Origin of the sequence: Salinicoccus sp. Bachu38 (assembly GCF_038561955.2) — a bacterium.
Classification (GTDB): domain Bacteria; phylum Bacillota; class Bacilli; order Staphylococcales; family Salinicoccaceae; genus Salinicoccus; species Salinicoccus bachuensis.
The window spans coordinates 2,165,755-2,191,904 of sequence record NZ_CP138333.2 but is presented as its reverse complement, the minus strand read 5'-3'; the positions used below and the strand labels follow the sequence as shown (position 1 = coordinate 2,191,904).

Here is a 26,150-nt window from a genome sequence, read left to right as displayed (position 1 = left end):
GGGAAACGGAATGAGCAACGATAGGCAGGTCAACCTGAATATCACGGGCATGACATGCGCTGCATGTTCGAGCCGGATAGAGAAGGTTTTGAATAGGATGGACAATGTCGATGCTTCGGTCAACCTGACGACCGAAAAGGCGACGGTCGAGTATGATAGTAAAAATGTCAATATTAGCGATATCACCGGGAAGATCGAGAAACTGGGCTATGGTGTCGAAATGGAGCGGGCGGAGTTCGACATCACCGGCATGACATGTGCAGCGTGTTCGAACCGTATTGAGAAGGTGCTGAACAAGCAGGAAGGCGTGAAATCTGCAGCAGTCAACCTGACGACTGAAAACGCAGTCATCGAGTACAACCCGAACATGCTGACGGACAGGGACCTGATTGCACGTGTAGAAAAGCTTGGATATGGCGCAAAACCGAAACAGAGTGCCGAGGACAGGGGCAATGCGAAAGACAGGCAGCTGAACCGGCTGAAGGTTAAACTGATCATTTCGGTGCTCCTATCCCTGCCACTGCTCGTGACGATGCTGGACCATCTGTTCGGCATGCAGATGCCGGCAATTCTGATGAACCCATGGTTCCAGCTCGCACTCGCCACACCGGTGCAGTTCATCATCGGCTGGCAGTTCTATGATGGCGCCTACAAGAATCTCCGTAACGGCAGTGCGAATATGGATGTACTGGTTGCGATGGGAACAAGCGCCGCATACTTCTACAGCATATATGAAATGTCCAGATGGGTGGCAGATTCCGGCCATCATCCGCACCTGTATTTTGAAACGAGTGCACTGATCATTACATTGATCCTTTTCGGTAAATATCTTGAGCACCGTGCAAAATCCAGAACGACGACGGCGATCTCCAAGCTGCTCGATATGCAGGCGAAGCAGGCACGGGTAGTAAGGGATGGCGCCGAGATGATGATTCCCGTGGAGGATGTCATCGTCGGGGACCATATAGTCGTCAAACCAGGTGAAAAGATTCCGGTCGATGGAACCGTCGTCAAAGGACGGACGGCCATCGATGAATCGATGATCACCGGTGAATCCATCCCGATCGAGAAAGAAGCGGAGAGCGCAGTGGTCGGGTCTACGCTGAACGTCAACGGCACAATAGAATTCGAGGCGACGCGTGTCGGCAAGGATACGGCGCTCGCCTCCATCATCAAAGTCGTGGAGGAAGCGCAGGGTCAGAAAGCGCCGATCCAGCGTATGGCGGATATCATCTCCGGCTACTTTGTCCCGATTGTGGTCGGCATCGCCATCATCACCTTCCTGGCATGGTATTTCCTGGTCCAACCGGGCAACATTGAACCGGCCCTGGTCGCGTCCATTGCGGTGCTGGTCATCGCATGTCCATGTGCGCTTGGACTCGCGACACCGACATCCATCATGGTGGGCACAGGCAAAGGTGCCGAGAGCGGCATCCTCTTTAAAGGTGGGGAGCATCTTGAAAAGACCCATGCCCTGGATGTAATAATTATGGATAAAACGGGTACAATCACCAAAGGTAAACCGGAAGTGACCGACTTTACCGGTGATGCCGAGACACTGAAGCTGCTTGCGACTGCCGAGAAGGGATCTGAGCATCCGTTGGCTGAAGCCATCGTCGCCTATGCTGCAGAGCAGGGCGTCGATCTGGGAGAGGTCGAGGACTTCGAAGCGATACCGGGGCACGGTATAGAGGCGGTTATCGAAGGCAGAAAAGTGCTCGTCGGTACACGCAAGCTGATGATGGATAACGGCATGGCCGAAGAAGCTGTGTCCAATGAAATGGAACAGTACGAGTATGATGGCAAGACGGCGATGATCGTCGCTGTCGATGGCGGGATCAAGGGTATCGTGGCCGTCATGGACACGGTGAAGGAAAGTGCTGCAGAAGCGATAGCCTCACTCAAGAATGAAGGCCTTGAGGTCATCATGCTGACAGGGGACAACACACGTACTGCCCAGGCGATCGCGCGAAGTGTCGGTATCGACAATGTCATAGCCGAAGTACTGCCGGAAGAAAAAGCCGATAAGGTGAAAAGTGTCCAGCAGGAGGGCAAAACGGTCGCAATGGTCGGTGATGGGGTCAATGATGCACCTGCCCTGGCAACTGCAGATATCGGCATTGCCATCGGCACCGGCACGGAAGTTGCCATCGAAGCTGCAGACATTACAATTCTTGGCGGAGAGCTGACACTGATACCGAAAGCCATCCGGCTCAGCCATAAGACCATCCGCAATATCAAACAGAACCTGTTCTGGGCATTCGCCTACAATAGTGCAGGCATCCCGATTGCAGCGCTCGGCCTGCTTGCGCCATGGGTGGCCGGTGCAGCGATGGCATTCAGTTCGGTAAGTGTCGTGACGAATTCATTGAGGTTGAAGCGGGTAAAGATATAATATAAGGATGTAAACAATTAGGAGGAGATTTCGAATGGCTCAAAAGATAATTGAAGTAGAAGGCATGACATGTGGACACTGCAAGAGTTCTGTAGAAGGTGCCCTTTCAGAACTGGAAGGTGTCAAATCTGCAGATGTCAACTTGGACGCCAATAATGTCAATGTTGAATATGATGAATCGAAAGTGACGGAATCATCCATGGTCGAAGCGATTGAAGATCAGGGATATGACGTCAGGCAATAACCGGGAAATGCTGCCTGCTCCTGAATGGGGCAGGCTATTTTTTCTGTAGGGAATGTTGTCGAACGGTTAAACATTTATGCTGATAAGTGGTAAACTGGAAGAAAGTCATTTACAGTAAGCATCATGAAATAATCAGAGTTCCATACTTAAGGAGGATAAAGAATGATCGTTGCGATCATTATATTGCTTTTCGTCTCCCTGTTCTTTTCAGGGAGTGAAACCGCGCTGACTGCAGTGAATAAGATGAAGCTGCAGTCGAGGGCAAACAATGGGGATGCGAGTGCCAAGCGGCTGCTCAGGCTGGTCTCGAGACCGAGTGTGTTCATCACCACAATACTCATCGGTAATAATATAGCGAACATCCTGCTGCCGACACTGGTGACCACAATGGCACTTGATTACGGTATCAGTGTGGCGATAGCATCAGCTGTACTCACAATCACGATCATTGTATTTGCAGAAGTCATACCCAAATCCATTGCAGCTACATTTCCTGAACCCATCTCCAAAACAGTAGCACCTGTCATCACATTCTTTGTCGTCATTTTCAAGCCGATTACAGTAGTGCTGAACTGGCTGACAGATGCGATAGCAAGAGTGCTCTCAAAAGGGGAGCTTGAAGGTGCATCCACCGTGTCGAAGGATGAGCTCCGTACCATCGTGGACATTGCCGATTCCGAAGGCATGCTGGCGAAGGATGAATCCTACAGGATCAAAGGTGTGCTCGATTTTCGGCATCTGAATGTAAAGGATGTACTGACCACGCCGAGAACGGAGATGGAAGCCATATCCTCGACTGCAGGATATGAGGAAGTCCGCGACCATGTGATCAACCATATGTATACACGCTATCCGGTATATGGTGAAGATATGGATGATATCATCGGGGTCTTCCATTCGAAATATCTGCTTCAATGGTCTGTAGATCCAGAGAGGCCCCTGTTGGATTTCTGCGATGCCGATCCGTTGACCGTCCATGAGTTCCAGCCGGTCGAGTATGTATTGAGGAAGATGACGAAGGAAAGACGTCATCTGGCTGTTGTCATTGACGAGTTCGGTGGCACGGAAGGCATCCTGACACACGAGGACATCATAGAATCCATGCTTGGCTTTGAAATCGAAGATGAGACCGACCTCAGGAATGATGCCTTGGTTGAATCATTGACTGAAACAGAAATCGTCTGTGACGGAAAAATCACCCTTCACCGTCTGAATTCCATTTTCGATACCGACATTCCTGAAGAGGAAGATACCCTTTCGGGCTTTCTGCTGAAGGAATTCAATGACTTTCCAAGTGAAGGGGATATACTGGAAGAAGTCGGCCTGAAGTTCAAGGTCATCGTGATGGAAGACCAGATGATCAGAAAAGTGCATATCATCAAGCAGGAAGAATAGAAAAAGGCGCTCATACCATATCGGTATGAGCGCCTTTTTTGCATATATCACCCTTTCATGCGCAACAGCCTGAGGCCGTTCAATGCAACGACGAGTGTTGCTCCGATATCGGACAGGATGGCGATCCATAGTGTCAGCCAGCCTGGAATGACGAGCAGCAGCGCGATGATTTTGATGATGAGCGCAAAGGAGATATTGGCTTTGATGATGTTCAGTGTTTTTCTGCTCAATCCGATCGCAAATGGGAGATGGTGGATACTGTTGCCCATCAGTGCCATATCCGCAGTCTCCAGGGCGGTGTCGGTTCCTTTGCCCATGGCAATGCCGACGTTGGAGGTGGCGAGTGCAGGTGCATCATTGATGCCGTCACCAACCATTGCTACAGTATGGTTCTTCTTCAGACCCTCGATGGTATTGAGCTTGTCTTCGGGCATAAGGCCTGCATACACCTTGTCGATGCCGAGTGTACCTGCAATTGTGCCGGCTGTATTTCTATTGTCACCGGTCAGCATGGCTGTCTGGATGCCGAGATCATGAAGTTTCTGTATTGCTGTCCTGCTTGATTCCCTCAGCTCATCCATCACGGCAATATGGCCGATGATATGGCTGTCCTCTGTAATGATCATTGCAGTCTTGCCGGCTTCCTGATAGTGTGCCGATGATGAATCATCATCAGGCTTTCTGATTTCGTAGAGGTGGCCTCCTATTTCCCCGGAAATACCTGTGCCGGTGACGGCTTCGAACCGGTCGATATGGATATCACGGTAATGGACGCCTTCCGAGTCTGCGTAATTGATGACCGACTGGGCAATTGGATGTTCCGATTGGGATTCCAGTGCAGCTGCGATGGCCAGCACTTCTTCCCTGGAGTGGCCGGAAGCCGCTTCAAAGTCGGTGACATGCGGTTCGCCCTTCGTCAATGTGCCTGTCTTATCAAAGGCGACAAGGCTGCTTTGGCCGATCTTTTCCAGATGTACGCCGCCCTTGATCAATACACCTCTGTTTGCCGCATTCCCGATGGCGGAGACGATCGCAATCGGGGTGGAGATGACGAGGGCACATGGGCACCCGACGACGAGTATCGCGAGTCCCTGATAGATATAGGTCATCCATTCAGCACCGAATATTAGTGGCGGTATGACTGCAACCAGTACAGCAATCGCCATGATCGCCGGCGTATAGTATTTTGCAAATTGGTCGACGAACTGCTGTGCCGGGGCGCGCTTCTCCTGCGCCTCTTCCACAAGCTGGATGATTTTCGCAATGGTCGTATCTTCCGCGTCCTTCGTCACTTCGATTTCCAAGTATCCATTCTGATTGAGCGTACCGGCATAGACTTCCTCACCGCCGGATACTTCAACAGGCAGCGATTCTCCCGTAATGGCAGCCTGGTTGATGCTTGAATGTCCTGAGGATATTACGCCGTCCATCGGCAATTTTTCACCTGGGCGGACGACGATGGTGTCTCCAATCTGTACATCCCCGACTTCAACTTCACGGAGGCCGTCCTGTATTTTCACTGAAGCGGTGTTCGGAGCGATTTCCATAAGGGACTGGATGGATGTCCGGGCCTTTTCCATGGAGTACCTCTCAAGCGCCTCGCTGACTGCAAACAGCACCACGACGACTGCCGCTTCCGGCCACTCGCCGATCAGGGCGGCGCCGATGATGGCGACGGTCATCAGTGTCTTCATGTCAAAACGCAATCTTGTCAGATTGTTCAAGCCGGTCCAGAACATCCTGTAGCCCCCTGTGACGACAGAGGCCAGGAAGAAGCCTGTGGTCACGGCATTCTGTCCGCCATAGTAGACGACGAGGCCGAAACCGATGAGCATCAATATGGCTGAAAGTATGACCGTACGGTGTTTTTTGAAGAAAGACTGCCTTTTTGGCGCTGGGCCGCTGGCATTCACGACTTTAAGCTGTTCAAAGGCGCCTGCCTTTTCAATATCCTCCACAGTGGCAGCACCCTGGACGGTTATTTTCGATGCCCCGAAATTGACCTGGGCGTCCTCGACTCCTTTTATCTCCTGGACATTCTTCTCGAAAGTACGGGCACAATTGGCACAGGAGAATCCATCGATACGATAGGTTGTCTTGTCATTCGCCATGGTGGGTCAACTCCTCCTGATGAAGGAAGGCCATGCTGACAATCTGTCGGATATGGTCATCGTCGAGACTGTAGTACACCATCTTTCCTTCTTTTCTTGATTTTATGATGCCCTGTCTGTGCAATGAGCGCAGGTGGTGGGAAGTCGTGGCGATGGTGGCATCGATGATGGTGGCGATATCGCATACACAGAGGGCCTCTTCCAGGCTCAGAGCCTTGACGATCCGTGTACGGTTCACCTCGCCGAGTGCCTTGAAGATGGCAGCCACTTTGTCCACTGCATCCTCGTCAATACTCTCTTTCACGCGGGAAACCTTGTTGATATCAACGCTTTCTATATCGCATGTTTTTATTTCCATCGTATCCTCCTCATTCAAATGACCATTTGATTATATTATATCTTATTCCTGCTGTTATTCAAGCTTATATTTGAATGATGCATGGTGTGTTAAACTATAGAAAAACTAGAAAAGGAAGGGTTCCAATGAAAATAGCAACGATCGGTACAGGTTTCATCGTAGACCGTTTCATGGAGGCGGCAGGACAGGTCGAGGGCATAGAAATATACGGTGTCCATTCACGCACGGAGGAGCGGGCGAAAGCGTTCGCGGAGAAGCATGCGGTCCAGAACTACTTTACGGATGCAGAGATGATGCTTGCTGATGGGGGATATGACACGGTCTATGTCGCTTCGCCGAACAGCCTTCATTATACTTATGCGAAAGCTGCGCTTGAAGCGGGCAAGCATGTCATATGTGAAAAGCCATTCACTTCCACCGTGGAGGAACTCGAAGCACTCATCGAATTGGGAAGGGAGATGGGACTGTTCCTGTTCGAAGCTGTAACAGGCATCCATCTGCCGCATTTCAAGGCGATAGAGCGGGAGCTGCATAGGGTGGGGGAACTTAAAATCATCCAGGCCAACTATTCCCAGTACTCGAGCCGCTATGACAAGCTGAAAGCCGGGGAGGTCCCGAACGTGTTCAATCTGGAATTCTCCGGTGGGGCGCTCGCCGACCTCAACATCTACAATCTGCATTTCATCATCAGGCTGCTGGGCCGGCCGGAAGAGGTCGTCTATGTCCCGAACAGATTTGAAGGGGGCGTCGATACATCCGGTGCCTGCGTGCTGCGGTATAGGGATAGTGTCGCCACATGCATCGGCTCGAAGGATACAAAAAGCGAAAACAGCGTCCTTCTCCAAGGGGATGCGGGATACATCAAGGTCAACGGTTCTGCCAATATCATCGACTCGGTCGAAGTGGTGATCGATGGGGAGGAAGAGCTGATCGATCTCGGACAGAATCCGAATAACATGGTTGCCGAACTTGAAGACTTTGAAGCGGTGTACCAGTCGGGCAACCACGAGGTGTCAGCCGAATGGCTCGCTCATTCAGTGGCTGTGATGGAAACCTTCGAAAAGGCACGGAAGAGTGCAGGAATTACCTATCCGGCCGACCGGAAGTAGTTTGGTCGCGCAGGATTATGGCGTAACTGTACTTGGTTTGCGGGCAAAGTGGAGTTGAGCAAAACAACTGCTGTGGATCAGCAAAAAATCTCCCGCCAATTTTCTGGCGGGAGATTTTTTGGTCTATGGCAATATATGGCCGGCAGCCTTATAGATGCGGTACCATTCTTCGCGGGTTAATGTAACATCTCCGGCTTTTGCGATGTCTTCAAGTCTTGAAGTGTCCGTCGTGCCGATGATGGTCTGCATGTTGGCCGGGTGCCTGAGTATCCATGCGACAGCGACCGCATTTTTTGTCAGTCCATGGGAGTGGCCGATATCTTCCAGTACGTCGTTGAGTGTTTTGTATTTCGGGTCATCCATTATGATGCCTTCGAAGTAGCCGTAATGGAAGGGTGACCATGCCTGCAGTGTGACGTCATTCATGCGGGAATGGTCGAGCAGTCCGCCATCCCGGTCTCCGGCCCCTTCGAATGGCGTGTTGGCCTGCATCCGGCTGTTGACCATATGCGGTGCGCCAACCCCGAACTGTACCTGGTTGGTGATGAGCTTATGGTCCGTATGCTTCTGAACAAAGTCGAACTGTGTGGCGTGGAAATTGCTGAGTCCGAAGTGCCTGACTTTGCCACTGTCATGCAGCCGGTCGAAGGCTTCTGCGATTTCTTCAGGTTCCATCAGTGCATCCGGACGATGCAGCATCAGTAGATCCAGGTAATCTGTGCCGAGCCGTTCGAGGATCCCATCGACGGACTCCAGGATATAACCCCTGGACAGGTCGTAGTACGGGTTTTCTTTCCTATTGCTGCCTCCGGCATGGCGGATGCCGCACTTGCTCTGGATCAGTATATCTTCACGGTCCACTTCCGAAGCGAGTACTTTGCTGAACTTGCGTTCACACTCCCCGGCGCCATAAATATCCGCATGATCGAACAGGTTGATGCCCGATTCTATCGCCCTGTTGACATGGCTGGCGAGTGCAGGGTCACCCATATCAGCGATGCGCATGCAGCCGAGTATGATTCGGGAGGCTTCAAGTGATGAGCCACCGAGTTTGATCTTTTCCATTTCCTATCACCTCGAATACATTCTACCATATGCGGGACATGGTTAAATATGCGAGTCTATCCGCTAAATACGGACGGTTTTTCATTTTTGGAATAGACGGACCGATACCGGGTAAATGTATGTTGGATACTTTAAAATACAAGGAGGATGATTATGAGTAGAATGCAGTATGGTAGCGACTATAAGAAAGTGCCCGCGTATTCGAAGGAAAGTGGCAATGTAACGGAAGTGCTTCCGGATCTTTGCACTTACACGAACAAGATAGTGAATGTGCACATGGTCGGGCATCCCGACGAAAGGCAGTTTGTGCTGGTGGATGCGGGGCTGCCGGATTCTGCGGATGAAATCATCAAAGCGGTCGAAACACGTTTTGGAGAAGGGGCAAGGCCGGAAGCGATCATCCTGACGCATGGCCACTTCGACCATGTCGGTTCAATCATAGAACTGATCGAGAAATGGGACGTTCCTGTCTATGCTCATAAAATAGAGTTGCCTTATCTGACCGGACAGAAGCCCTACTCGGATCCGGACCCTACCGTCGAAGGCGGCATGATGGCGAAGACGGCCGCAATGTTCCCGAAAGAGCCGATCGACCTTGCCGATAATGTGCAGGCGCTGCCGGCAGATGGCACTGTGCCGCATATGCCCGGTTTCGAATGGATCCACACACCGGGACATACTGACGGGCATGTATCCCTCTACCGCTCGTCCGATGGCACATTGATTGTCGGTGATGCATTTGTGACCGTCCAGCAGGACTCCCTCTACAAGACGATGGTCCAGAAGAAGGAAATCCAGGGACCACCGGTATATTTCACGACGGATTGGGAAGCGGCCCGCGCGTCGGTTGAAAAACTGCAGTCCATCGAGTCGAAGACGGCAGTATTCGGACACGGGAAACCGCTTCAGGATGAAGAGCTGCGTGAAGGACTTGAAAAGCTGGTAAACAACTTTGATGAAATCGCGCTGCCTTCACACGGCAAATATGTAGATGAAGAAAAATAGGATATATGTTTCAAGGCGTGCCAATATGCTCTATAATGGGAATAAAAAATCGAGGTAACCATATGAGGATCTCTCAAATCCTGTTAGGATTTTTTATAGCATTGGCACGCTTTTTATATAAAGAGGATAAGGATATTGTCACTACATACTACACACATGAGTCCAGGCATGTACCGTATGCATTTGATGGCTATAAGATCATCCAGGTCTCGGATTTCCATAACGGCTGGTTCGGCTGGCGCTCTTCCAAACTGATCAGGAAGATCAGAAAAATCGATGGAGATGTGATATTCGTTACCGGCGACATCGTCGACCGGCGTACGCCCAACTTCCGGCGTTCCATGAATCTGGTCAGGCAGCTGGTGGAAATTCTGCCGACCTATTACGTGACGGGAAACCATGAAGCCCACTACAAAAGATTCCATAAGCTGGAGCAGGCGATTGAAGTATCGGGTATGAAAAACATCAGCAAGTGCAACGACCGCCTCTATATCGGCAATGAGTATATCCGGCTGATCGGCATGGAGGATCTATGGTTCTACGGAGAGGACGGGGACCATCAGGTGGTGGAAGACTTTGAAATGGATCTCGAACACCGTCTCGAAGGAAAGGGCGACCGCTTCACCATCGTACTCTCCCACCGTCCGGAACTGCTTCATATATACGGCAAATATCCGGTAGACCTTGTATTCACCGGACACGCGCATGGCGGACAGATCCGGCTGCCGATCGTCAAAGGTCTTTATGCACCGCACCAGGGGGTCCTGCCGAAATACACTGAAGGCATCCATGAGAGGAATGGTACGCGCATGGTTGTAAGCCGAGGGCTCGGAAACAGCCGGTTCCCATTCCGCATATTCAACCATCCTGAAATTGTCGTGATGGAACTGAAAAGAAAATAGGGGGTGACGCAATGGATAATCTGCTCGCATACAGTACAGTCGTGCTCGTGCTGGCCATGCTGCCGGGCGCGGATATGATGATCATCATGAAGAATACGCTGAACTACAGCAGTGGTGCCGGAAGGGTGACGATCCTCGGCATCATTCTCGGCCATCTGTTCTGGACATTCATAGCAGTCATTGGCCTGGCGGTCGTCATTGCGAACTCGATCCTTTTATTCAGCACAATAAAATACATCGGTGCAGCCTACCTCGTCTACATAGGCATCAAAAGCTTCACAGCCGGGCAGCTCGTCTCGATGGATGATCTGAAGGACGGAAGTCGCACGGTGAGGGGATATGTGAAGGCGTCCTTCAGGCAGGGGCTCATCAGCAACATCTTCAACCCGAAAGTCCTGCTGCTCTATATTACGATCATGCCGCAGTTCATGACAGTCGGCGGCAGCATCGGGGAGAACCAGCAGCTGGTCATACTCGCCGGCATACTGATCGGCATTTCTACAGTGTGGTTCCTGGTGGTCGTCGAACTTGTCAACATAATGAAGAGATGGCTCAAAAGCAGAACCTTCCAGAATTGGCTCGCCAAAGGCGCCGGTGTGGTCCTGATCCTCTTCGGCATCAGGACGGCATTGGAAGCCTAGGAAACGTGTCAACGCGCCATGGCAGGAAAACGACTGCAAGTTGGGGGTCTAATTCACAACCGCAGCAGAAACGACTGCGAGTTGGGAGTCCACTCATCAATCACCCAGTACAAAAAGAACACGGATGGTGCATGCACCATCCGTGTTCTTTTCTTGTTCCAATAATCAATCATAGAAAATCATATCGACGGTGTCCTCTTCTGTAATGGAGTCCGTCTTCTGGAGATACTGTTCCATTTTGCCGAAGTCGACTTCAGCACCGATTCCCGGTTCCTTGCTGATTTCCACGATGCCATCTTCGGCAACGACTTCCGGTGTGATGATGTCTTCATACCAGTACCGGCTGGAAGAAGCAGTATCGCCCGGCAGGGTGAAGTTGCCGAGTGTCGTGATGGCGATGTTGTGCAGGCGTCCAACGCCTGCTTCGAGCATACCGCCGCACCAAAGTGGCATGTCATGCTGTGCTGCCAGGTCGTGGATCTTTTTGGATTGGGTGATGCCACCGACACGACCGACTTTTACGTTGATGATCCGGCAGCTGCCGAGTTCGATGGCGCCGCTTGCGGCTTCATAGGAGTCGATGCTTTCATCGAGGCATACCGGCGTGCTGATTTCCTTCTGCAGTTTGGCATGGTCGATGAGGTCGCCGGCAGCGAGCGGTTGTTCGATCATCATCAGGTTGAATTCATCGAGTGCCTGCAGTGTATTCATATCATCAAGTGTGTAGGCGGAATTCGCATCCACCATGAGCGGGATGTCGCCGAAGCGCTCCCTGATCTTGCGGATCATTTCCACGTCGCGTCCGGGTTTGATCTTCACTTTAATCCGCTTATAGCCTTCGTCGACCTTCTCCTTCACTTTTTCCAGCAGCAGTTCATCCGTATCTTCGAGGCCTAAAGAAACGCCGACTTCGACCTTCTGCTTTTTGCCTCCGATGACTTCGGCAAGCGTCATGTCATTCTGCTTGGCATAGAGGTCCCAGACGGCTCCTTCGATTGCGGATTTGGCCATGTTGTTCCTCTTGAACGGTTTGAACCGTTCCCATACATCATCCGGGTGGTCGATCTCCTCATGGATGATGAGCGGTGCGAAATATTTCTTCATCGCGATGATGGATGCATCCATGAACTCCTCGGAATAGAGCGGATCTTCCCCAGAGACGCATTCGCCGAAGCCGGAACGGCCGGTGTCATCTATCGCTTCGACGATCGTGATGTGGCGATCCTGCTGTGTGCCGAAGCTCGTCGTGAATGGCGTCTTCATCTTCATCAGGAGCTGGTGCAGCTTTATTTCTTTAATCTTCATTGATCTTCCTCCTATACTGGACCCCAGTTGATTGCTACAAGTACAATTATATAGATAATGCCGAGGACATACCACATAAGTACAAGCGGCAGGGCGAACCTGAACCATTTGGTGTACGGGACGCCTGCGATGGCAAGGTTTGCCATCAGTACGCCCGATAGCGGGGTGATGATGTTGGTGAAGCCATCACCCATCGTATAGGCTTGTACGGCGATCTGGCGTGGAAAGTCCATGATGTCGGCAAGCGGTGCCATGATCGGCATGACGATGGCCGCCTGGCCACTGCCGGAAGTGACGATCAGGTTGAACAGGCCGTTGGCGATGAACATCATGATGGCCCCCATTGTGCTGGAGAAGGGGTCCATGATGATGGCCATGAAGTTGACGATGCTGTCGAGGATCATGCCCTGCTCGAGCAGCACCACGATTGAGCGGGCCATCCCGATGATGAGTGCGCCGTAGAGTACGGTGTTTGCTCCTTCGATGAAAGTGGAGATCATTTCGTTCACATGAATCCTGCCGATGATGGCCGTGGCCACCATGATGACGAGGAATACGGCGGACATCTCGCCGAGGCTCCATTCCGCCACGAACACGCCAGTGACATAGGCGCCGATGCCGCCTGCCAGGGCCAGTAGCACGAGGATATGCTTCAGTTTCATATCCTGCTTGCCCAGATCCTGTCCTTCCGTCGGATTTTTCGGGAATGGATTGCCCTTCAATATACCGCGTTCCGGATCCTTCTTGATGCGGTTCGCATACCAGATGACGTAGGCCATGGTCGCGACAAGGGTGATGATGTACATGACGACACGTTCCGGTGCGCCGGAGAAGAGCGGTATTTCAGCAATCTCCTGGGCAAACCCGATGGTGAGCGGGTCGAGGATGGCCACCCCGAAACCGACATAGGCACCGAGATAGATGATGGAGACGCCGATGATGGCATCCATCTTCATCGAGCGGGCAAGAATGATGCCAAGCGGGATGAAGGCGATGACTGCATTGACGATGATGCCGAGCGTGCCGAATATGGAGAACACGATCATGACGAGGGCGATGAGTAGCCATTCCTTATTCTGGGTGATGCGGATGATCTTCGTTACCAGTGCATCGATGGCGCCGGTCCTCTCGATGACGGCGAACACGCCGCCGATGATCAGGACGAGAAAGATCAGGTTGGCTGTACTGACGAGCCCTTCGACAATTGCGCTGAAGATGTCGAGGAACCCGGCCGGGTTCGATTCGATGATGCTGTAGGTGCCCGGGACGATGACATCGATGCCTTCTGCAGACTGCTCGGTTTCAAAGGTTCCGGCTGGAATTATGTATGTCGCGACTGCTGCGAGGACGAGGAAGAAAAAAAGTATGGCATAGGCGTCCGGCAGGCGGAACCCCCTCTTCTCGCGCTTCCTGTCGTTTTCTTCGGTTGAATCCTTGCTTTTCACAATCAAATACCCCCTGTTTGAATTTTCAAGTAATTAATAATGTATTATAATAAAGAGTGAATGAATATTCAATAATTTGTATGGAAGGAGATTAAAATATGATGGATGAAAAAATGAAGGAAGTTTTTGAACATATGCATGCACACCCGGAATTGAGCTACGAGGAGACCGAAACGACGGAGTACATATACAATTATTTGCAGGAGGCCGGATTCAATCCTGTAAAGTTCAGCAATACGACGGGACTCTACTGTGACGTAGGGAATTTTGATGCGGGAAATCCGATCATCGGTGTCCGGGCGGATATAGATGCACTGTTCCAGGAAGTGGATGGCGTCAAGCAGGCGAACCACTCCTGCGGACATGATGCGCATACTTCGATGGTGATCGGCACGATGCTGAAAATAAAGGACGACGCGGCGCTCGAATCAAGAGGCGTGCGGTTCGTTTTCCAGCCGGCCGAAGAGGTCGGGACGGGTGCGCTGTCCGTCGTCGACGAAGGGGTTGTGGATGATCTGGACTACTTTTTCGGCATCCATTTGAGACCGATAGAGGAGGCGACCAATGGATATGCCGCACCGAGCATTGAACATGGGGCTGCCGGATCGCTTCAATTCAGGATCGTCGGCGAAGATGCCCATGGAGCGAGACCGCACCTGAATCATAATGCCATCGAGGTGGGCACTGACATCGTCAATATGCTTTCCAAAATACACATCAATCCCGTCATCCCCTCCTCGGTCAAGATGACGCAGTTCCTTGCCGGTGGAAAGTCGCTGAACATCATACCAGGGAATGCGGAATGCGGCATTGATATGCGTGCCCAGACCAACGAGCAGATGGAGGAGCTGAAAGGACGTGTCTTCAATATCCTCAAAAACATCGAGGCACTCTATGATGTAAAGATCGAAGATATGGAGTTCTCGGGTATTGTGGCGAGTGAGAGCCACCAGGATGCGATTGATGTACTGCGCACATCAATCGTCGATGTGCTCGGAGAGGAGAAGTGCCTCGAGCCGATCATTACAAGCGGCGGCGATGATTTCCACTACTATACGGTCAAGATGCCCGAACTCAAAGGGGCGATGCTCGGGCTCGGCTGTGATCTGAAGCCGGGACTCCATCACCCGAACATGACATTCGAACACTCGGCACTGGCGAACGGGGCGGAGATATTGTACCAGGCGATATTGAATGTAAAATAATTTGGGGAAAGAGGGGATGCAATGAAGAGGGGAATTGTTCTGTTGATGATTCTCATGCTCGGAGCGTGCAGCAACGAAGCGGCGAGCAATGGCCCGGATGAGGGGGAGGCAGAAACGCTGGCGGAGGACCTCGAGACGCCCTGGATGATCGAGAAGGCAGAAGAAGGTTTCTATATTTCTGAAAGGGGAGGGACGCTGAAACGGGTGACTGAAGATGAGATCGCAGTCCAGTCCCTAAAACTCGAGCAGGAGACCCATGCATCCGGAGAAGGGGGACTGCTCGGATTCATCCTGCACCCCGATGACCCTGACACTGCTTTTCTCTATCATACCTATTCGGATGGCGGGGAGAAGAACCGGGTCGTCGAGATGAAGCGGGACGGATCTGCCTGGTCCGAATCCGATGTCATCGTTGAAGATATCCCCGGAGGCAATATCCATAACGGCGGAAGGGTGGATATCGGGCCGGACGGCCACCTCTATATCACAACGGGAGACGCCGGCAATGGAGAATACAGCCAGGACAGAAACAGTTTGGCGGGCAAGATATTGAGGGTCGCACTCGATGGTTCCATCCCGGAAGACAATCCGTTTGATACGGAAGTGTACAGTTACGGGCATCGAAACCCGCAGGGTCTGGCATGGGATGAAGAAGGTACGCTTTACGCCACCGAGCACGGGGCAAGCGGTCATGATGAGATCAATGTCATCGAACCCGGCGCCAACTATGGATGGCCGCTGATCGAAGGCGATGAGGAAGAGGAGGGGATGGAGACGCCGATCTACCACACAGGTTCGGACACATGGGCCCCTTCAGGCATCGCCTATGATGACGGCACCCTCTATATCGCAACGCTCAGGGGCAATGAAGTCGTCGCCTTCGACCTGTCATCGAATTCCCCCTCGACTTTCTATGACGAAGGCAGCAGGATGCGGGATGTGCGAGTGGAAGAAAACCAGCTTTACACCATCACGAATAATACCGATGGCCGGGGGAGTCCATCAGAGGATGATGACCGGCTGCTTGAGCTGGAAGTGGAATGATGGATGATATAAAAAACGGTCCTGACCATTGCCAGGACCGTTTTACGGTTAAATGCTCTTATACTGTTCGCCTGTTTCGTCCACAACACCAAATGCATCTTCTTCCAGCTTACGGTTGTAGAGGAAGAGGATGATGATGGCTGCGATGCCTGCAGTCACAAAGTTCAAGAGGGCAAGCAGTACAGCGACGCCGAGGTTCTTCGTATATGCCTTGAATATGCCCAGGAACACAATGGATTCCATGAGTATATAGCTGATCGCAATGTCGCCGATGGAAAGCCCCATGATATAGATGACGATGCCGACGATCGCGAATACGAGACCGATGGTCTTGGGATTGAACTGGCCACGTCCTGTTATATGGCCGTCATACATCTGCCCGCCCAGGTAGAACGTGCCGAACGGCACAAAACCGAGCCATGGCATATCCAGATTCTTCTTCTCCGCGACGCGGAAAAGGAAGTACCCTTGCAACAGCCATTTGACGATTCCGAGCAGGAAAAAGAAAATGGCAATCAGTATGCCGATGATGGCAAGGCCTGCAAAAAGACCGAAAATTTCCATACGTAATCACATCCTTCAGTGAAATTATACCATACACATATATTGTGATAAAAGAAAAGCAGGCCATGGGCCTGCTTTATTTATCTGCCATATCTGCGGAAGTTTCTTGCGTTTATCTTTTCTGCACTGCGGTACGCGTCAATGACTGCATATAACCATACTATTGGCAGGAACACGTAGCCGATCAGTACGATTGTCAGGGCGCCATTGATCACTTGCAGGAGAATGATGATGATCCCTTTCAGGATCTGACCGTTATAGATCTGTCCCAGCCCGCTGATCAGAGCGCTCAGGACTGCTGCAATGCCTGGACTTTTTTGCGAAGGCATATATTCACTCCTCAATCATTCATTTATTCGTAACTTTTAATATTTACCCGTTATTCCTTGTCCCTAAACTTGTTCTCACGTTCTCTGCCGCCTGGCATTCTGAATGGCCACCAGTTGCCGCGGCCGAATGTGATCACGAACGCTGGCACGAGAAGCGGCAGCACGATGAAGGCATAGAAGAGCAGGGCGAATATGATGATGCTTGCGACCTGGATCAGAATGATCATGCCGGATGGCAGCAGGGCGGCAAATGTACCGGACAGGATGATGACAGCTGTTATGACGACACCGCCCATGCGTCTGATGGACTGTTCAATGGCGTCCCGTATGCTGCGTCCCGTAAGCTCCTCCCTGAACCGGTCGATGATGAATATGGAGTAGTCGATGCCGAGTGCCGCGAATATGATCAGACTGAAGAATGGCACTGCCCAGTTCAATTCACCATAGCCGAAGAACCCGAGCAGCCATTGTGTAATGGTTACAGATGCGAAATAGGTGATGAATATGGAGCTGATCATCGAAATCGGCAGGATCAGGGATCTGAAGATGATGGCCAGAATGACAAACAGTGTCAGTATGAATATCGTTACGACACGATTGTAGTCGTCATTTGAAATCTGGTTCAGATCCCGGTTCATGCTTGTTACACCGGAGAAATAGAAATCAGTCCCCTCACGGTCGAGACGCTGGAGTTCACCATCCACGGTCTCCTCAACCTCATTCAGTGTTGCCATGGCTTCATGGCTGTATGGATCATCGGCCAGAATGACGTTCATGATCAGTGCTTCATTATCGCCGAATGCATATTGATCGACAGCGTCCTGTACATCGTCGTTGTCGATGAATGACTGTGGTACATGGATGCCCGTCTGGTCGACGGCTTCATTGTCGCTGATTTCACCAAGGAGGGTGGACACTTCTTCGAGTCCTCTCTGTATCTCATCTATGCCTTCGGCGGAACCACTCAATCCGTTGGAGAGCTCCGTTAGCTGCTCATTGGCGGCTGCCTGCTGTTCACTCATCTGTGTATTGGCAGCAGACACTTCCCCGGAGAGAGTTGCCAGCCCTTCCTGTACCTGTGACAGCTGCTGGGCAGCACCTTCAACATCGCCGGTCTGTGTCATGTACTCGGTGATCTGGCCGATATTGCTGTTGATTTCATCGATGCCGGATCCGAGCTCGGAAAGGTCTCCACCTTCCATGTTGGTGTTGGCAAGGCTCTCACTTGCTTCGGTCAGCCCATCCGATATTTCGGTCAGCCCTTCCTGCATGTCGGCAATGCCTTCATTGGCCTGCTCAAGCTGGTTGCGGACACCAAGATCCTCGATCTCCTCGCCGGCCGGCCGTGTGATGGTCTGCACCTCCTGGACGCCTTCAAGGCTTGAGACTGTGGAAGCTACGGCATCGAGTCTTGAAAGGCTCTCCTGTGTCAGTAGGTCGTCCCCGTTGGAGAGAATGACTTCTACCGGGAACAGCTGGCCTTCGTCGAAATTCTCGCTGACGACATTGGTAGCGTGTACTGCGGAGTATTCATCGTCCAGTTCCTCGATTGAATCGAAGTTCACTTCGTCATCATAGAAGAGCGCCACCGCAATCAGTATGGCGAAGATGGAGAAGATGATGCGGGTCGGATATTTCAATGAGAATATGCCGAGTGGCGTCCATAATCTGCTTTCCTTGAACTCCGTCTTCTTGATGTTCGGCCAGAATATGTACTTGCCGAGCATATGCATGAGGGCGGGAAGTAGGGTGAAGAGAGACAGCAGCAGGAAGACGACACCAAGTGCCACGCCGACTGCAGAACGGTATATCTCAAAGTTTGCAAAATAGAGTACGCCGAACACGATCGCCCCGGAAAGTCCGCTGATGAAGACCGTCTTGCCCCCGGTGGAGAAGGTACGGATAATGGCATCATATTTGTCATGATGCTCGAGCTCCTCCCTGAAACGGTTGAGCAGGAGGATGCAGTAGTCGGTTCCGATACCGAACAGGATGACGATCAGGAAGCTCTGTGTCTGGGGTGAAATCGGGAAGCCGAACCATTCCACGAACCATGCAACGAATGACTGGCCGATCAGATAGGCCACACCGACCACCGCCACAGGGATGAATGGTGTAACGATGGATCGGAACATGAGCAGCAGTACGGCGACAACGATGATCACCGTAAACATTTCAGTGGACTGTATGCCTTCCATGGCATCCTGCTCGACCGTATGCTGAATCAGCTCGTTTGATGTCATGGACGTCTCGGCTTCGGTCGGATTCATCTCTTCGATGGTATCAGCGGCACTGCTGATATTATTGACCGGTCCAACATAATCCATCGGTATCATGATGACGCCGTTTTCGTCATTGATGAAGTTTTCCTGCACGTCATCTTCAAACTCAAAAGGATTGATGACATTTTCCACACCTTCAACCGACTCTATTTCATCGATGTATGAAAGGATGTCCGCTTCGTTCGGCATGACCTCACCATCGAATTCGAGGACGAGTGACATCATCTCCTTGTCCTGGTCATATTCTTCAAGGAACTGCCGTGCCTGTTCACTTGGAGAATCGTCGGACAGTTGGACATCTCCCTTCTCTGCGGCCAATTGGGTGAGGTTGGGAGCAAGGATATAGGTTGTTACGGCAAAAATGAGCATCAGTGCCGTAATCGGCCATTTGAACTTAAGAATATGTTTCATCGTGTATACCTCCAGGTATGTATTTCAATATTGTAAGTGTGGCATCGTGCAGTGTGCGTTCTTCCTCCTGGGACAGTTCACCGACATCCTCCCTGATCTTTTCAAGGATGTTGTCCATGAATTCCTCCAGCAGTTCCTCTGCCTCCTGGGTCATATAGACGAGCTTGGAGCGCCTGTCATTCGTCAGCTCGTTCTGCTTGACCGTCACCAGGTTTTTGCGTTCGAGCTTTTTGACGGTATGCGTAATCGCACTCCTTTGCACATTCAGCTCCAAAGCAAGCGCAGAAGGCGTTGCATGGCCTTTGAGGTAGATATACTTGATGATGTCCATCTGGGTCTTCGAAATATGCATGCGCGCGACGGAATCCGTCACATCGCTGAAGACTTTCGTGTATCCGTAGCCGTATATATCCCTCAAGTTATGTACGATGTCATTTTTCCTCTTCATAATATCGAACCTCGCTTGATTGTTGAGCATGCTCAACTAATTGAAACATTTCATATTCTATCACGCAGGAGAGGGGCGGTCAAAAGATAATATGTGACACTTTTTCAAAGAAGCACAGAGGATGATGATCGGCATGTCCATAAATAAAAACCCCCTCCTGGATAGGAGGGGGATGTTCATGGAAACTATCTGTTCCAGACCCTGTGGCCTTTGACGGCTTCGAGGAAGTCATCAAGGTCCTGTTCGATATCTGCGACGCCTTTGTCGTTTTTGGTGAAGGAGAGCATATCAAAGATATCCCCGGAGTCTATGCCATAGCCGATCGCCTTTTTATGCTTATATGCGATCTCCAGGTTCTCGATGACCGGTGCAGGCGGTTTTTCCTCACCTTTCAATATGATTATTGAATCGAAAAGTACACAGTGTACAGTGTCGAATGTCTCATCCAGGGTGATGTCTCCGATCTTGTATATCTTATCGGATATGAAAGTGACCTGCAGTCCCTGTTCTTCAAGCTTGGACTTGGTCTCCTTCAGCGTCTGTTCTGCGACATCCGGTGTCAGCATTACACCGACTGTGCGCGTTTCAAGGGAGAAGTCGGTGTTTTCCATGCTGAGTGCAGGAGAGCGTTTGGAGTAGGTGGATTCCTCCACTTCCGGTGGTGCTTCCACACCCACTCTGTCTGCCACATATTCCGTCATGTCACGGTCGATCTTGTTCAGCAGTTTATAGATGGCGTTCTCCCGGATTTCCATGTCGCATTTGCCCAGTTCGAAACTGAGTGCATCATATATATGCTGTCTTTCAGTCTCTGACATGGAGTTCAGGAAGAGCTTGGCCTGGCTGAAGTGGTCTGTAAAGCTTTCGCTTCTGGCACGGACCTTCCTGCCTTCGACCTTTTCGCTGTAATGCTCATATCCGCCTTTTTCAGCAGCCAATGGTTCAGGCTGATTGTTGTTTATGGCATTCTTATGGTATGAGGTTTTACCTTTATGGATGTACATCTGGTTATAGCCGTCACGCTGGTTGTTGGCGAACGGACACACCGGACGGTTGATCGGAATCTGGTGGAAGTTCGGGCCGCCGAGACGGATCAGCTGTGTATCCGTGTAGGAGAACAGTCTGCCCTGGAGCAATGGGTCATTGGTGAAGTCGATGCCCGGAACGACATGTCCAGGGTGGAATGCGACCTGCTCCGTCTCTGCGAAGTAGTTGTCCACATTCTGGTTCAATGTCAGTTTGCCGACAATCTGTACAGGCACTTCCTCTTCCGGCCAGAGCTTGGTTGGATCCAGGATATCGAATTCCATCTCGAATTCATCTTCTTCCGGGATGACCTGTAGACCCAGTTCGAATTCAGCAGGGATGCCTTTTTCGATATTCTGCCACAGCTCCATACGGTTGAAGTCTATGTTCTTGCCGTTGATCATCTGTGCCTCATCCCACAGTACCTGGTGGGTGCCGAATTTCGGCTTCCAGTGGAATTTGACGAAATGGCTCCTGCCTTCTGCATTAACGAGTCTGAACGTATGGACACCGAATCCTTCCATCATTGTGAGACTTCTCGGGAGGGCACGGTCACTCATCAGCCACATGACCATATGGGCACTTTCGGTATTTTCGGATACCCAGTCCCAGAATGTATTGTGGGCCGAAGCCGCCTGGGGGATTTCATTATGTGGTTCAGGTTTTACAGCGTGGACGAAGTCAGGGAACTTAATTGCATCCTGCATGAAGAATACCGGCATATTATTGGCTACAAGGTCGAAATTGCCTTCGTCGGTATAGAATTTCGTCGCAAAACCGCGTACATCACGCGGAATATCCATTGATCCGCGGTTACCGGCCACTGTGGAGAAGCGGGTGAAGACCGGCGTCTTCTTGCCAGGTTCGGTAAGGAATTTGGCCCGCGTATATTTTTCCAGTGATTCATATACTTCAAATTCGCCATGTACCGCAAATCCACGGGCATGGACGATGCGCTCGGGAATCCGCTCATGGTCGAAGTGGGTCATCTTTTCACGGAAGTGGAAGTCCTCCATCAGGGTGGGGCCGCGTTCTCCCGCCTTGAGTGAGAATTCATCTTCGCTCATCGGCAGCCCCTGGTTCGTGGTCAGTGAAGCTTCCTTCGTATTGTCAATCGTGTCCCTCTGATTCAGTTCATCCTTTTTCCTGGACATTAAAAATCCCTCCTGAATATTTTAGGCTCTATAGGAAGTTTACCCGGGTTTCTTTTACGATTAACATAGATACTGAAAAATTCAGTGTATTTTTTCGCATGAACTGCATGTATTGGACGTGAAAATGCCCCGGCTCAAGCGTGAGCCGGGGCATTCAAGTCAGATTTTCGCTTTAATCTCTTCCAGCAACCCTTTTTCCAGGCCACTGTGTGTGGAGAGGAAATGGGAGACACCCTTCTCCGAGACGATCTGGTTCATCTCCATCTGTTCGGGGTCGTCCTGGTTGTCGAATTTCAGGGCATGCACGACCAGTTCCGACAATGCATCGTGGTCATGGCCGTTTTCATGCAGGTACACGAGCGGTTTGATGATCCGGTCGTTCGGGCCGAGTTTTCTGAGCACTCCCCGTCCGACACGGTCGAGGTCATCGGAGAGGTATGGGTTTTCGAATCTGCCGATGATCTTATCGATATATTCGGACTGTTCCACTTCCGTGAAGTCGTAGTTATGCGTGAGGTAGAGGGTCGTCTCCTTGAGCACATTTCTCAGGAAGACGACGACTTCATCGTCCTTCATGGCTTCCGAGACACTCCTGTAGCCGAGTGTCTTTCCGTAGTATGCGATGGCGGCGTGGCCAGTATTTACGGTGAACAGCTTCCTTTCGATATAGGGCATGAGATCGGGTACATAGTTCACGCCATCGAGTTTGTCATCACCTGCCCAGCTGTCCGCTTCGATGACCCATTCGTAGAAAGACTCGACTTTCACATCAAGGATATTTTCATTCTTCTGGATCGGCACAATGCGGTCCACTGCAGAATTCGGAAAGCCGATATTGCTGAACGCATGCGTGCCGATCTCGGAAGCGATTGCCGCTTTCAGCGTATCTGTAGCAAGGACGGCATTTTCACAGGCGATGATGTTCAGAGGCTTGCCTCCCCCGCGCTGTTCCAGGTGTGGGGCAATGGTTTTTGCGATGATCGGCAGAATGTTGACTCCGACTGCTGTCGTGATGATATCCGTTTCCGCTATGGCTTCCGCCAGCTGCTCCGTATCCTGTGCGGTATGGACACCTTTCACTCCACTGATCTTATAGGCGGCGCCATTCTCCTCGGCGATATGCACAGTATATTTATGCTCCCGGTTCAGAGCGTCTATGATTTCGTCATTGACGTCTGCAAATGTGATTTCATATCCGTTATCATGCAGTACTTTGCCGATGAACCCACGACCGATGTTTCCGGCACCAAAATGTACGGCCTTCATATCATATCTCCTCATTTTCAAAGAGCGCGATGATTTCATCGGCAGAAGATGCATTGATGACCTGTTCAGCATTTTCCTCTTCCGAGAAGAGCACTGCTATTTTTTGGAGCATATCAAGATGCTCGTTGTCCTTACCGGCAATTCCAAGGACGACTTTGGCTTCATTTCCGTCAAAGTCGACACCGGCCGGCACCTGCACAAGGGAAAGGCCGCTCTCGATGACGGATGTCTTCCCTTCATCTGTACCATGGGGGATTGCCAGCCCATTTCCCATGAAGGTGGAGACGACCTTTTCCCGCTCCAGCATGGAGTCGATATAGGCTTCCTCCACAGCACCCTGCTGTACGAGCAGTCTGCCTGCCATTTCAATTGCCTCCTCCTTCGAGTTCACTGTCTGGTCCATCAGGATATTTTCCTTCTTCAACATAATGATCATTTCCTTTCTATTTATAGATTGTCCGTAGGTGGTTCTTGATTGCTTCTTCTATTTTTTGCGGATTTTCGAACAGTTCATGGATGTTCATGTGATGCTCACCGAACAGGATACTCAGTTCGCTGATCGCTTCGGCTGCCAGCGTATCTTCCGGGACAAGGAGCATGATCTGGTGGTTGACCGTCACATTTTCCCCAAGGTAGTTCCTATCCCCTATACCTCCATGGTTATGGATGAAAACCATTCTGTGGTGCTTGATGAGCGGGGACCTGATGTGGGGATAGGAAAACCCCTCCTCCCCGATGATGAAGCCTGTCGCTTCGAACCGGTCCTTCAATTGCGAGACGATCCGCTCGATGTCTTCTCCCGCCATGCCAGTTTCCGACGACAGGGCGTCACGGACGGAGGAGAGGGCATCGGTGTGCTGCTCCCTGGTGAGGGCAGAACGGTTGAGATAGAGTTCCGACACCTGTATCACACGATCGGGATTGACCTCCGTCCTTGTGGTGCTGGCCCCTGATGCTTTTGGAAGCGGGGCGGCGTCCATGTCGGCAATCGCCGCCGTAATCTTCTTTTCGTCATTTGCATCAAGCAGGGGGCTGACGAGTATATAGTTTTCAAGGTCGAGCGGCACTGTGCTCAGCACCAGTTCCCCGTCATGGATCTCCGTATCTGCAATCTCGGATATCGAGAGTTCCTGCCGGATGAACATGTTGTTGAATCTGCTCTTCAGCTGGTTCGCAAGGATCCGGCTTGTACCGATGCCGCTGGAGCACACCGTCGTCACTTCTATCCTCGGGTTGGCATGCAGTATGCCCCCAAAGTGTATGGTGAGGAAGCCGATTTCCGATTCGTTGAGCTTATCCACTTTGAAGTCCTGCCGGAAGCACTCACCGACGATTTCGAACAGGGCCGGATAGCTTTCCTTTATCGAATCGAGCAGGGGATTGGCTGTGATGATGCCGGATTCCATCCGGTGCAGCGTCGGCTCGATGTGGAGTATCAGCCCCTCCTTGAGTTCGGGATAGGCATAGAAGGGATAGTTCATCCTGTGGCTCACCGCATCGATGAATGCACTGGTCAGCAGTTCGATGGAGTCCGCATCATCGGCTTCCCGTGACTTTCTTCTGCTGCCCCGAAGATGCATGCAGATGAAGTAGACCTCCTCCTCGGGGAAGGTGATCGAAAATTCGGCTTCCAGTTTCTTGGTGAGTGCAAGGGATACTTCAAATTCCTGTGTATCCCGCAGTTCATCCTTGAGCGACTCCCTGACGGATACGTTCTGCGAATGCTCGGTGCGGTCGATGGCCAGCACGATATGCAGCGTCAGGTTCAGATATGCATTTTCAGTCAGCTGATACGGAAGCACCTCGAGTTCATCCATGAGCAGCCGTTCCACTTTGAAGATGTTGTCGGCTTCAAGCAGCCCCATGATATTGCTGTTGACCAGGGAGCTGAAGACGAAGTTGTTCTCTATGACCGAGTAGATGCTGTTCGAGTTGAGTTCATTGACCATCATGTCAGCCAGGAAATTCTGCTTGTTCAGTCCATCTCCGACGAGCTGGATGCCGATGGCACGCGTTTTCCTGATTTCAAGGTCTGAAGCCTGGAGGGGCGCGGTCATCTGCCCAATCAGCTCATCGACCTTGTGCTCGCTGACCCCGAGTTCGACGGCGAGCGCACTTTTCTTGAGGCCTTCCGGATTCAGCATCAGATTATAGATGAGTGCGACCTTCTTCTCCTCGTTGCTCAAATCCTTGGCTGCATGCGTGTTGATGAAGGCGGTGAGTGCGTCGATCTCACCCGGCCCGAGTTCGAGCTTTACGCCTTTCCTGTATTCCCTTATCAGCTCTATGCCGAGCTGGCCAAGAGTATCGGTGACGTTCTTCAGTTCCCGGTGGATGGTCCTTGAGGAAACGCCCAGCGTGTCTGCCAATTCCTTGATGAGCAGAAAGGTGCCATTATGATAGATGAGCTCGTTGATGATTTTTTTCTCCCGAGAACTGATCATAA

Annotated in this window: 22 protein-coding genes; 9 read left to right on the top strand and 13 right to left on the bottom strand. The window is 51.3% G+C overall.

Going from position 1 to position 26,150, the window contains the following annotated elements; genetic code table 11:
* Positions 1 to 10 precede the first annotated feature (10 nt).
* From RQP18_RS11175 to RQP18_RS11165, 3 genes are all read left to right on the top strand, one after another.
* The gene (locus RQP18_RS11175; protein WP_342387760.1) at positions 11 to 2,395 is read left to right on the top strand and encodes a heavy metal translocating P-type ATPase; all 2,385 of its coding nucleotides are present in this window, start codon (positions 11 to 13) and stop codon (positions 2,393 to 2,395) included.
* Positions 2,396 to 2,429: 34 nt separating this feature from the next.
* Complete coding sequence (copZ, locus tag RQP18_RS11170; RefSeq protein WP_342387759.1) at positions 2,430 to 2,639, top strand: copper chaperone CopZ; 210 nt, start codon at positions 2,430 to 2,432, stop codon at positions 2,637 to 2,639.
* Positions 2,640 to 2,801: 162 nt separating this feature from the next.
* Positions 2,802 to 4,034: a hemolysin family protein gene (locus RQP18_RS11165; protein ID WP_342387758.1), complete on the top strand. Its 1,233-nt coding sequence runs from the start codon at positions 2,802 to 2,804 to the stop codon at positions 4,032 to 4,034.
* A 47-nt stretch (positions 4,035 to 4,081) separates the two neighbouring features.
* Here RQP18_RS11165 and RQP18_RS11160 read toward each other — a convergent pair whose 3' ends face one another.
* Positions 4,082 to 6,145, bottom strand: coding sequence for a heavy metal translocating P-type ATPase (locus tag RQP18_RS11160; protein WP_342387757.1), 2,064 nt, complete (start codon positions 6,143 to 6,145; stop codon positions 4,082 to 4,084).
* Complete coding sequence (locus tag RQP18_RS11155; protein WP_342387756.1) at positions 6,135 to 6,503, bottom strand: ArsR/SmtB family transcription factor; 369 nt, start codon at positions 6,501 to 6,503, stop codon at positions 6,135 to 6,137. The genes RQP18_RS11160 and RQP18_RS11155 overlap by 11 nt, the downstream gene beginning before the upstream one ends.
* 125 nt (positions 6,504 to 6,628) lie before the next feature.
* Here RQP18_RS11155 and RQP18_RS11150 point away from each other — a divergent pair, with 125 nt between their 5' ends.
* Positions 6,629 to 7,612 (top strand): Gfo/Idh/MocA family protein, encoded by a 984-nt coding sequence (locus RQP18_RS11150; RefSeq protein ID WP_342387755.1) that lies wholly within the window; start codon positions 6,629 to 6,631, stop codon positions 7,610 to 7,612.
* A gap of 123 nt (positions 7,613 to 7,735) precedes the next feature.
* On the opposite strand, the gene RQP18_RS11145 is transcribed toward RQP18_RS11150, so the two are convergent.
* Entirely contained in the window at positions 7,736 to 8,677 is a 942-nt protein-coding gene (locus RQP18_RS11145) for an aldo/keto reductase (protein ID WP_342387754.1), read from the bottom strand.
* 150 nt (positions 8,678 to 8,827) lie between these two features.
* On the opposite strand from RQP18_RS11145, the gene RQP18_RS11140 reads away from it, so the two are divergent.
* From RQP18_RS11140 to RQP18_RS11130, 3 genes are all read left to right on the top strand, one after another.
* Positions 8,828 to 9,682: an MBL fold metallo-hydrolase gene (locus tag RQP18_RS11140; RefSeq protein WP_342389403.1), complete on the top strand. Its 855-nt coding sequence runs from the start codon at positions 8,828 to 8,830 to the stop codon at positions 9,680 to 9,682.
* A 101-nt stretch (positions 9,683 to 9,783) separates the two neighbouring features.
* Positions 9,784 to 10,584, top strand: a complete 801-nt coding sequence (locus RQP18_RS11135) for a metallophosphoesterase (RefSeq protein ID WP_342387753.1) — start codon at positions 9,784 to 9,786, stop codon at positions 10,582 to 10,584.
* Positions 10,585 to 10,595: 11 nt separating this feature from the next.
* Positions 10,596 to 11,225 (top strand): LysE family translocator, encoded by a 630-nt coding sequence (locus tag RQP18_RS11130; RefSeq protein ID WP_342387752.1) that lies wholly within the window; start codon positions 10,596 to 10,598, stop codon positions 11,223 to 11,225.
* Positions 11,226 to 11,390: 165 nt separating this feature from the next.
* Here RQP18_RS11130 and menC read toward each other — a convergent pair whose 3' ends face one another.
* Positions 11,391 to 12,530 carry an o-succinylbenzoate synthase gene (gene menC, locus RQP18_RS11125; RefSeq protein ID WP_342387751.1) on the bottom strand — a complete coding sequence of 380 codons (1,140 nt, stop codon included), beginning with the start codon at positions 12,528 to 12,530 and terminating at the stop codon, positions 11,391 to 11,393.
* Between the two features lie 11 nt (positions 12,531 to 12,541).
* Positions 12,542 to 13,975 (bottom strand): YfcC family protein, encoded by a 1,434-nt coding sequence (locus tag RQP18_RS11120; RefSeq protein ID WP_342387750.1) that lies wholly within the window; start codon positions 13,973 to 13,975, stop codon positions 12,542 to 12,544.
* Between the two features lie 98 nt (positions 13,976 to 14,073).
* Between RQP18_RS11120 and RQP18_RS11115 the strand changes: the two genes are divergently transcribed.
* Complete coding sequence (locus RQP18_RS11115) at positions 14,074 to 15,180, top strand: M20 peptidase aminoacylase family protein (protein ID WP_342387749.1); 1,107 nt, start codon at positions 14,074 to 14,076, stop codon at positions 15,178 to 15,180.
* A 21-nt stretch (positions 15,181 to 15,201) separates the two neighbouring features.
* Positions 15,202 to 16,224, top strand: a complete 1,023-nt coding sequence (locus RQP18_RS11110; protein ID WP_342387748.1) for a PQQ-dependent sugar dehydrogenase — start codon at positions 15,202 to 15,204, stop codon at positions 16,222 to 16,224.
* A gap of 48 nt (positions 16,225 to 16,272) precedes the next feature.
* Here RQP18_RS11110 and RQP18_RS11105 read toward each other — a convergent pair whose 3' ends face one another.
* The 8 genes from RQP18_RS11105 to RQP18_RS11070 all read right to left on the bottom strand — a co-directional run bounded on the left by RQP18_RS11105 (position 16,273) and on the right by RQP18_RS11070 (position 26,148).
* Entirely contained in the window at positions 16,273 to 16,788 is a 516-nt protein-coding gene (locus RQP18_RS11105) for a hypothetical protein (RefSeq protein WP_342387747.1), read from the bottom strand.
* A gap of 80 nt (positions 16,789 to 16,868) precedes the next feature.
* A complete protein-coding gene (locus RQP18_RS11100; protein ID WP_342387746.1) occupies positions 16,869 to 17,117 on the bottom strand; it encodes a hypothetical protein in 249 nt (82 codons plus the stop codon).
* A 50-nt stretch (positions 17,118 to 17,167) separates the two neighbouring features.
* Positions 17,168 to 19,810 (bottom strand): MMPL family transporter, encoded by a 2,643-nt coding sequence (locus RQP18_RS11095; RefSeq protein WP_342387745.1) that lies wholly within the window; start codon positions 19,808 to 19,810, stop codon positions 17,168 to 17,170.
* Complete coding sequence (locus RQP18_RS11090; protein WP_342387744.1) at positions 19,794 to 20,258, bottom strand: MarR family winged helix-turn-helix transcriptional regulator; 465 nt, start codon at positions 20,256 to 20,258, stop codon at positions 19,794 to 19,796. Before RQP18_RS11090 ends, RQP18_RS11095 begins: the two co-directional genes overlap by 17 nt.
* Before the next feature lie 185 nt (positions 20,259 to 20,443).
* Positions 20,444 to 22,438: a catalase gene (locus RQP18_RS11085; protein ID WP_342387743.1), complete on the bottom strand. Its 1,995-nt coding sequence runs from the start codon at positions 22,436 to 22,438 to the stop codon at positions 20,444 to 20,446.
* Between the two features lie 159 nt (positions 22,439 to 22,597).
* Positions 22,598 to 23,704 carry a mannitol-1-phosphate 5-dehydrogenase gene (locus tag RQP18_RS11080; RefSeq protein ID WP_342387742.1) on the bottom strand — a complete coding sequence of 369 codons (1,107 nt, stop codon included), beginning with the start codon at positions 23,702 to 23,704 and terminating at the stop codon, positions 22,598 to 22,600.
* A 1-nt stretch (position 23,705) separates the two neighbouring features.
* A complete protein-coding gene (locus RQP18_RS11075) occupies positions 23,706 to 24,131 on the bottom strand; it encodes a PTS sugar transporter subunit IIA (RefSeq protein WP_342387741.1) in 426 nt (141 codons plus the stop codon).
* Positions 24,132 to 24,147: 16 nt separating this feature from the next.
* A complete protein-coding gene (locus RQP18_RS11070; RefSeq protein WP_342387740.1) occupies positions 24,148 to 26,148 on the bottom strand; it encodes a BglG family transcription antiterminator in 2,001 nt (666 codons plus the stop codon).
* Positions 26,149 to 26,150 lie beyond the last annotated feature (2 nt).

What these genes read in the sequence shown, in the direction of transcription:
- RQP18_RS11110 (WP_342387748.1), top strand. Translation starts at nt 15,202, where the DNA reads ATGAAGAGGGGAATTGTTCTGTTGATGATTCTCATGCTCGGAGCGTGC.
- RQP18_RS11105 (WP_342387747.1), bottom strand. Translation starts at nt 16,788, where the DNA reads ATGGAAATTTTCGGTCTTTTTGCAGGCCTTGCCATCATCGGCATACTG.
- RQP18_RS11160 (WP_342387757.1), bottom strand. Translation starts at nt 6,145, where the DNA reads ATGGCGAATGACAAGACAACCTATCGTATCGATGGATTCTCCTGTGCC.
- RQP18_RS11070 (WP_342387740.1), bottom strand. Translation starts at nt 26,148, where the DNA reads ATGATCAGTTCTCGGGAGAAAAAAATCATCAACGAGCTCATCTATCAT.
- RQP18_RS11080 (WP_342387742.1), bottom strand. Translation starts at nt 23,704, where the DNA reads ATGAAGGCCGTACATTTTGGTGCCGGAAACATCGGTCGTGGGTTCATC.
- RQP18_RS11150 (WP_342387755.1), top strand. Translation starts at nt 6,629, where the DNA reads ATGAAAATAGCAACGATCGGTACAGGTTTCATCGTAGACCGTTTCATG.
- copZ (WP_342387759.1), top strand. Translation starts at nt 2,430, where the DNA reads ATGGCTCAAAAGATAATTGAAGTAGAAGGCATGACATGTGGACACTGC.
- RQP18_RS11115 (WP_342387749.1), top strand. Translation starts at nt 14,074, where the DNA reads ATGATGGATGAAAAAATGAAGGAAGTTTTTGAACATATGCATGCACAC.
- menC (WP_342387751.1), bottom strand. Translation starts at nt 12,530, where the DNA reads ATGAAGATTAAAGAAATAAAGCTGCACCAGCTCCTGATGAAGATGAAG.
- RQP18_RS11165 (WP_342387758.1), top strand. Translation starts at nt 2,802, where the DNA reads ATGATCGTTGCGATCATTATATTGCTTTTCGTCTCCCTGTTCTTTTCA.
- RQP18_RS11155 (WP_342387756.1), bottom strand. Translation starts at nt 6,503, where the DNA reads ATGGAAATAAAAACATGCGATATAGAAAGCGTTGATATCAACAAGGTT.
- RQP18_RS11145 (WP_342387754.1), bottom strand. Translation starts at nt 8,677, where the DNA reads ATGGAAAAGATCAAACTCGGTGGCTCATCACTTGAAGCCTCCCGAATC.
- RQP18_RS11085 (WP_342387743.1), bottom strand. Translation starts at nt 22,438, where the DNA reads ATGTCCAGGAAAAAGGATGAACTGAATCAGAGGGACACGATTGACAAT.
- RQP18_RS11090 (WP_342387744.1), bottom strand. Translation starts at nt 20,258, where the DNA reads ATGAAGAGGAAAAATGACATCGTACATAACTTGAGGGATATATACGGC.
- RQP18_RS11095 (WP_342387745.1), bottom strand. Translation starts at nt 19,810, where the DNA reads ATGAAACATATTCTTAAGTTCAAATGGCCGATTACGGCACTGATGCTC.
- RQP18_RS11075 (WP_342387741.1), bottom strand. Translation starts at nt 24,131, where the DNA reads ATGTTGAAGAAGGAAAATATCCTGATGGACCAGACAGTGAACTCGAAG.
- RQP18_RS11130 (WP_342387752.1), top strand. Translation starts at nt 10,596, where the DNA reads ATGGATAATCTGCTCGCATACAGTACAGTCGTGCTCGTGCTGGCCATG.
- RQP18_RS11100 (WP_342387746.1), bottom strand. Translation starts at nt 17,117, where the DNA reads ATGCCTTCGCAAAAAAGTCCAGGCATTGCAGCAGTCCTGAGCGCTCTG.
- RQP18_RS11175 (WP_342387760.1), top strand. Translation starts at nt 11, where the DNA reads ATGAGCAACGATAGGCAGGTCAACCTGAATATCACGGGCATGACATGC.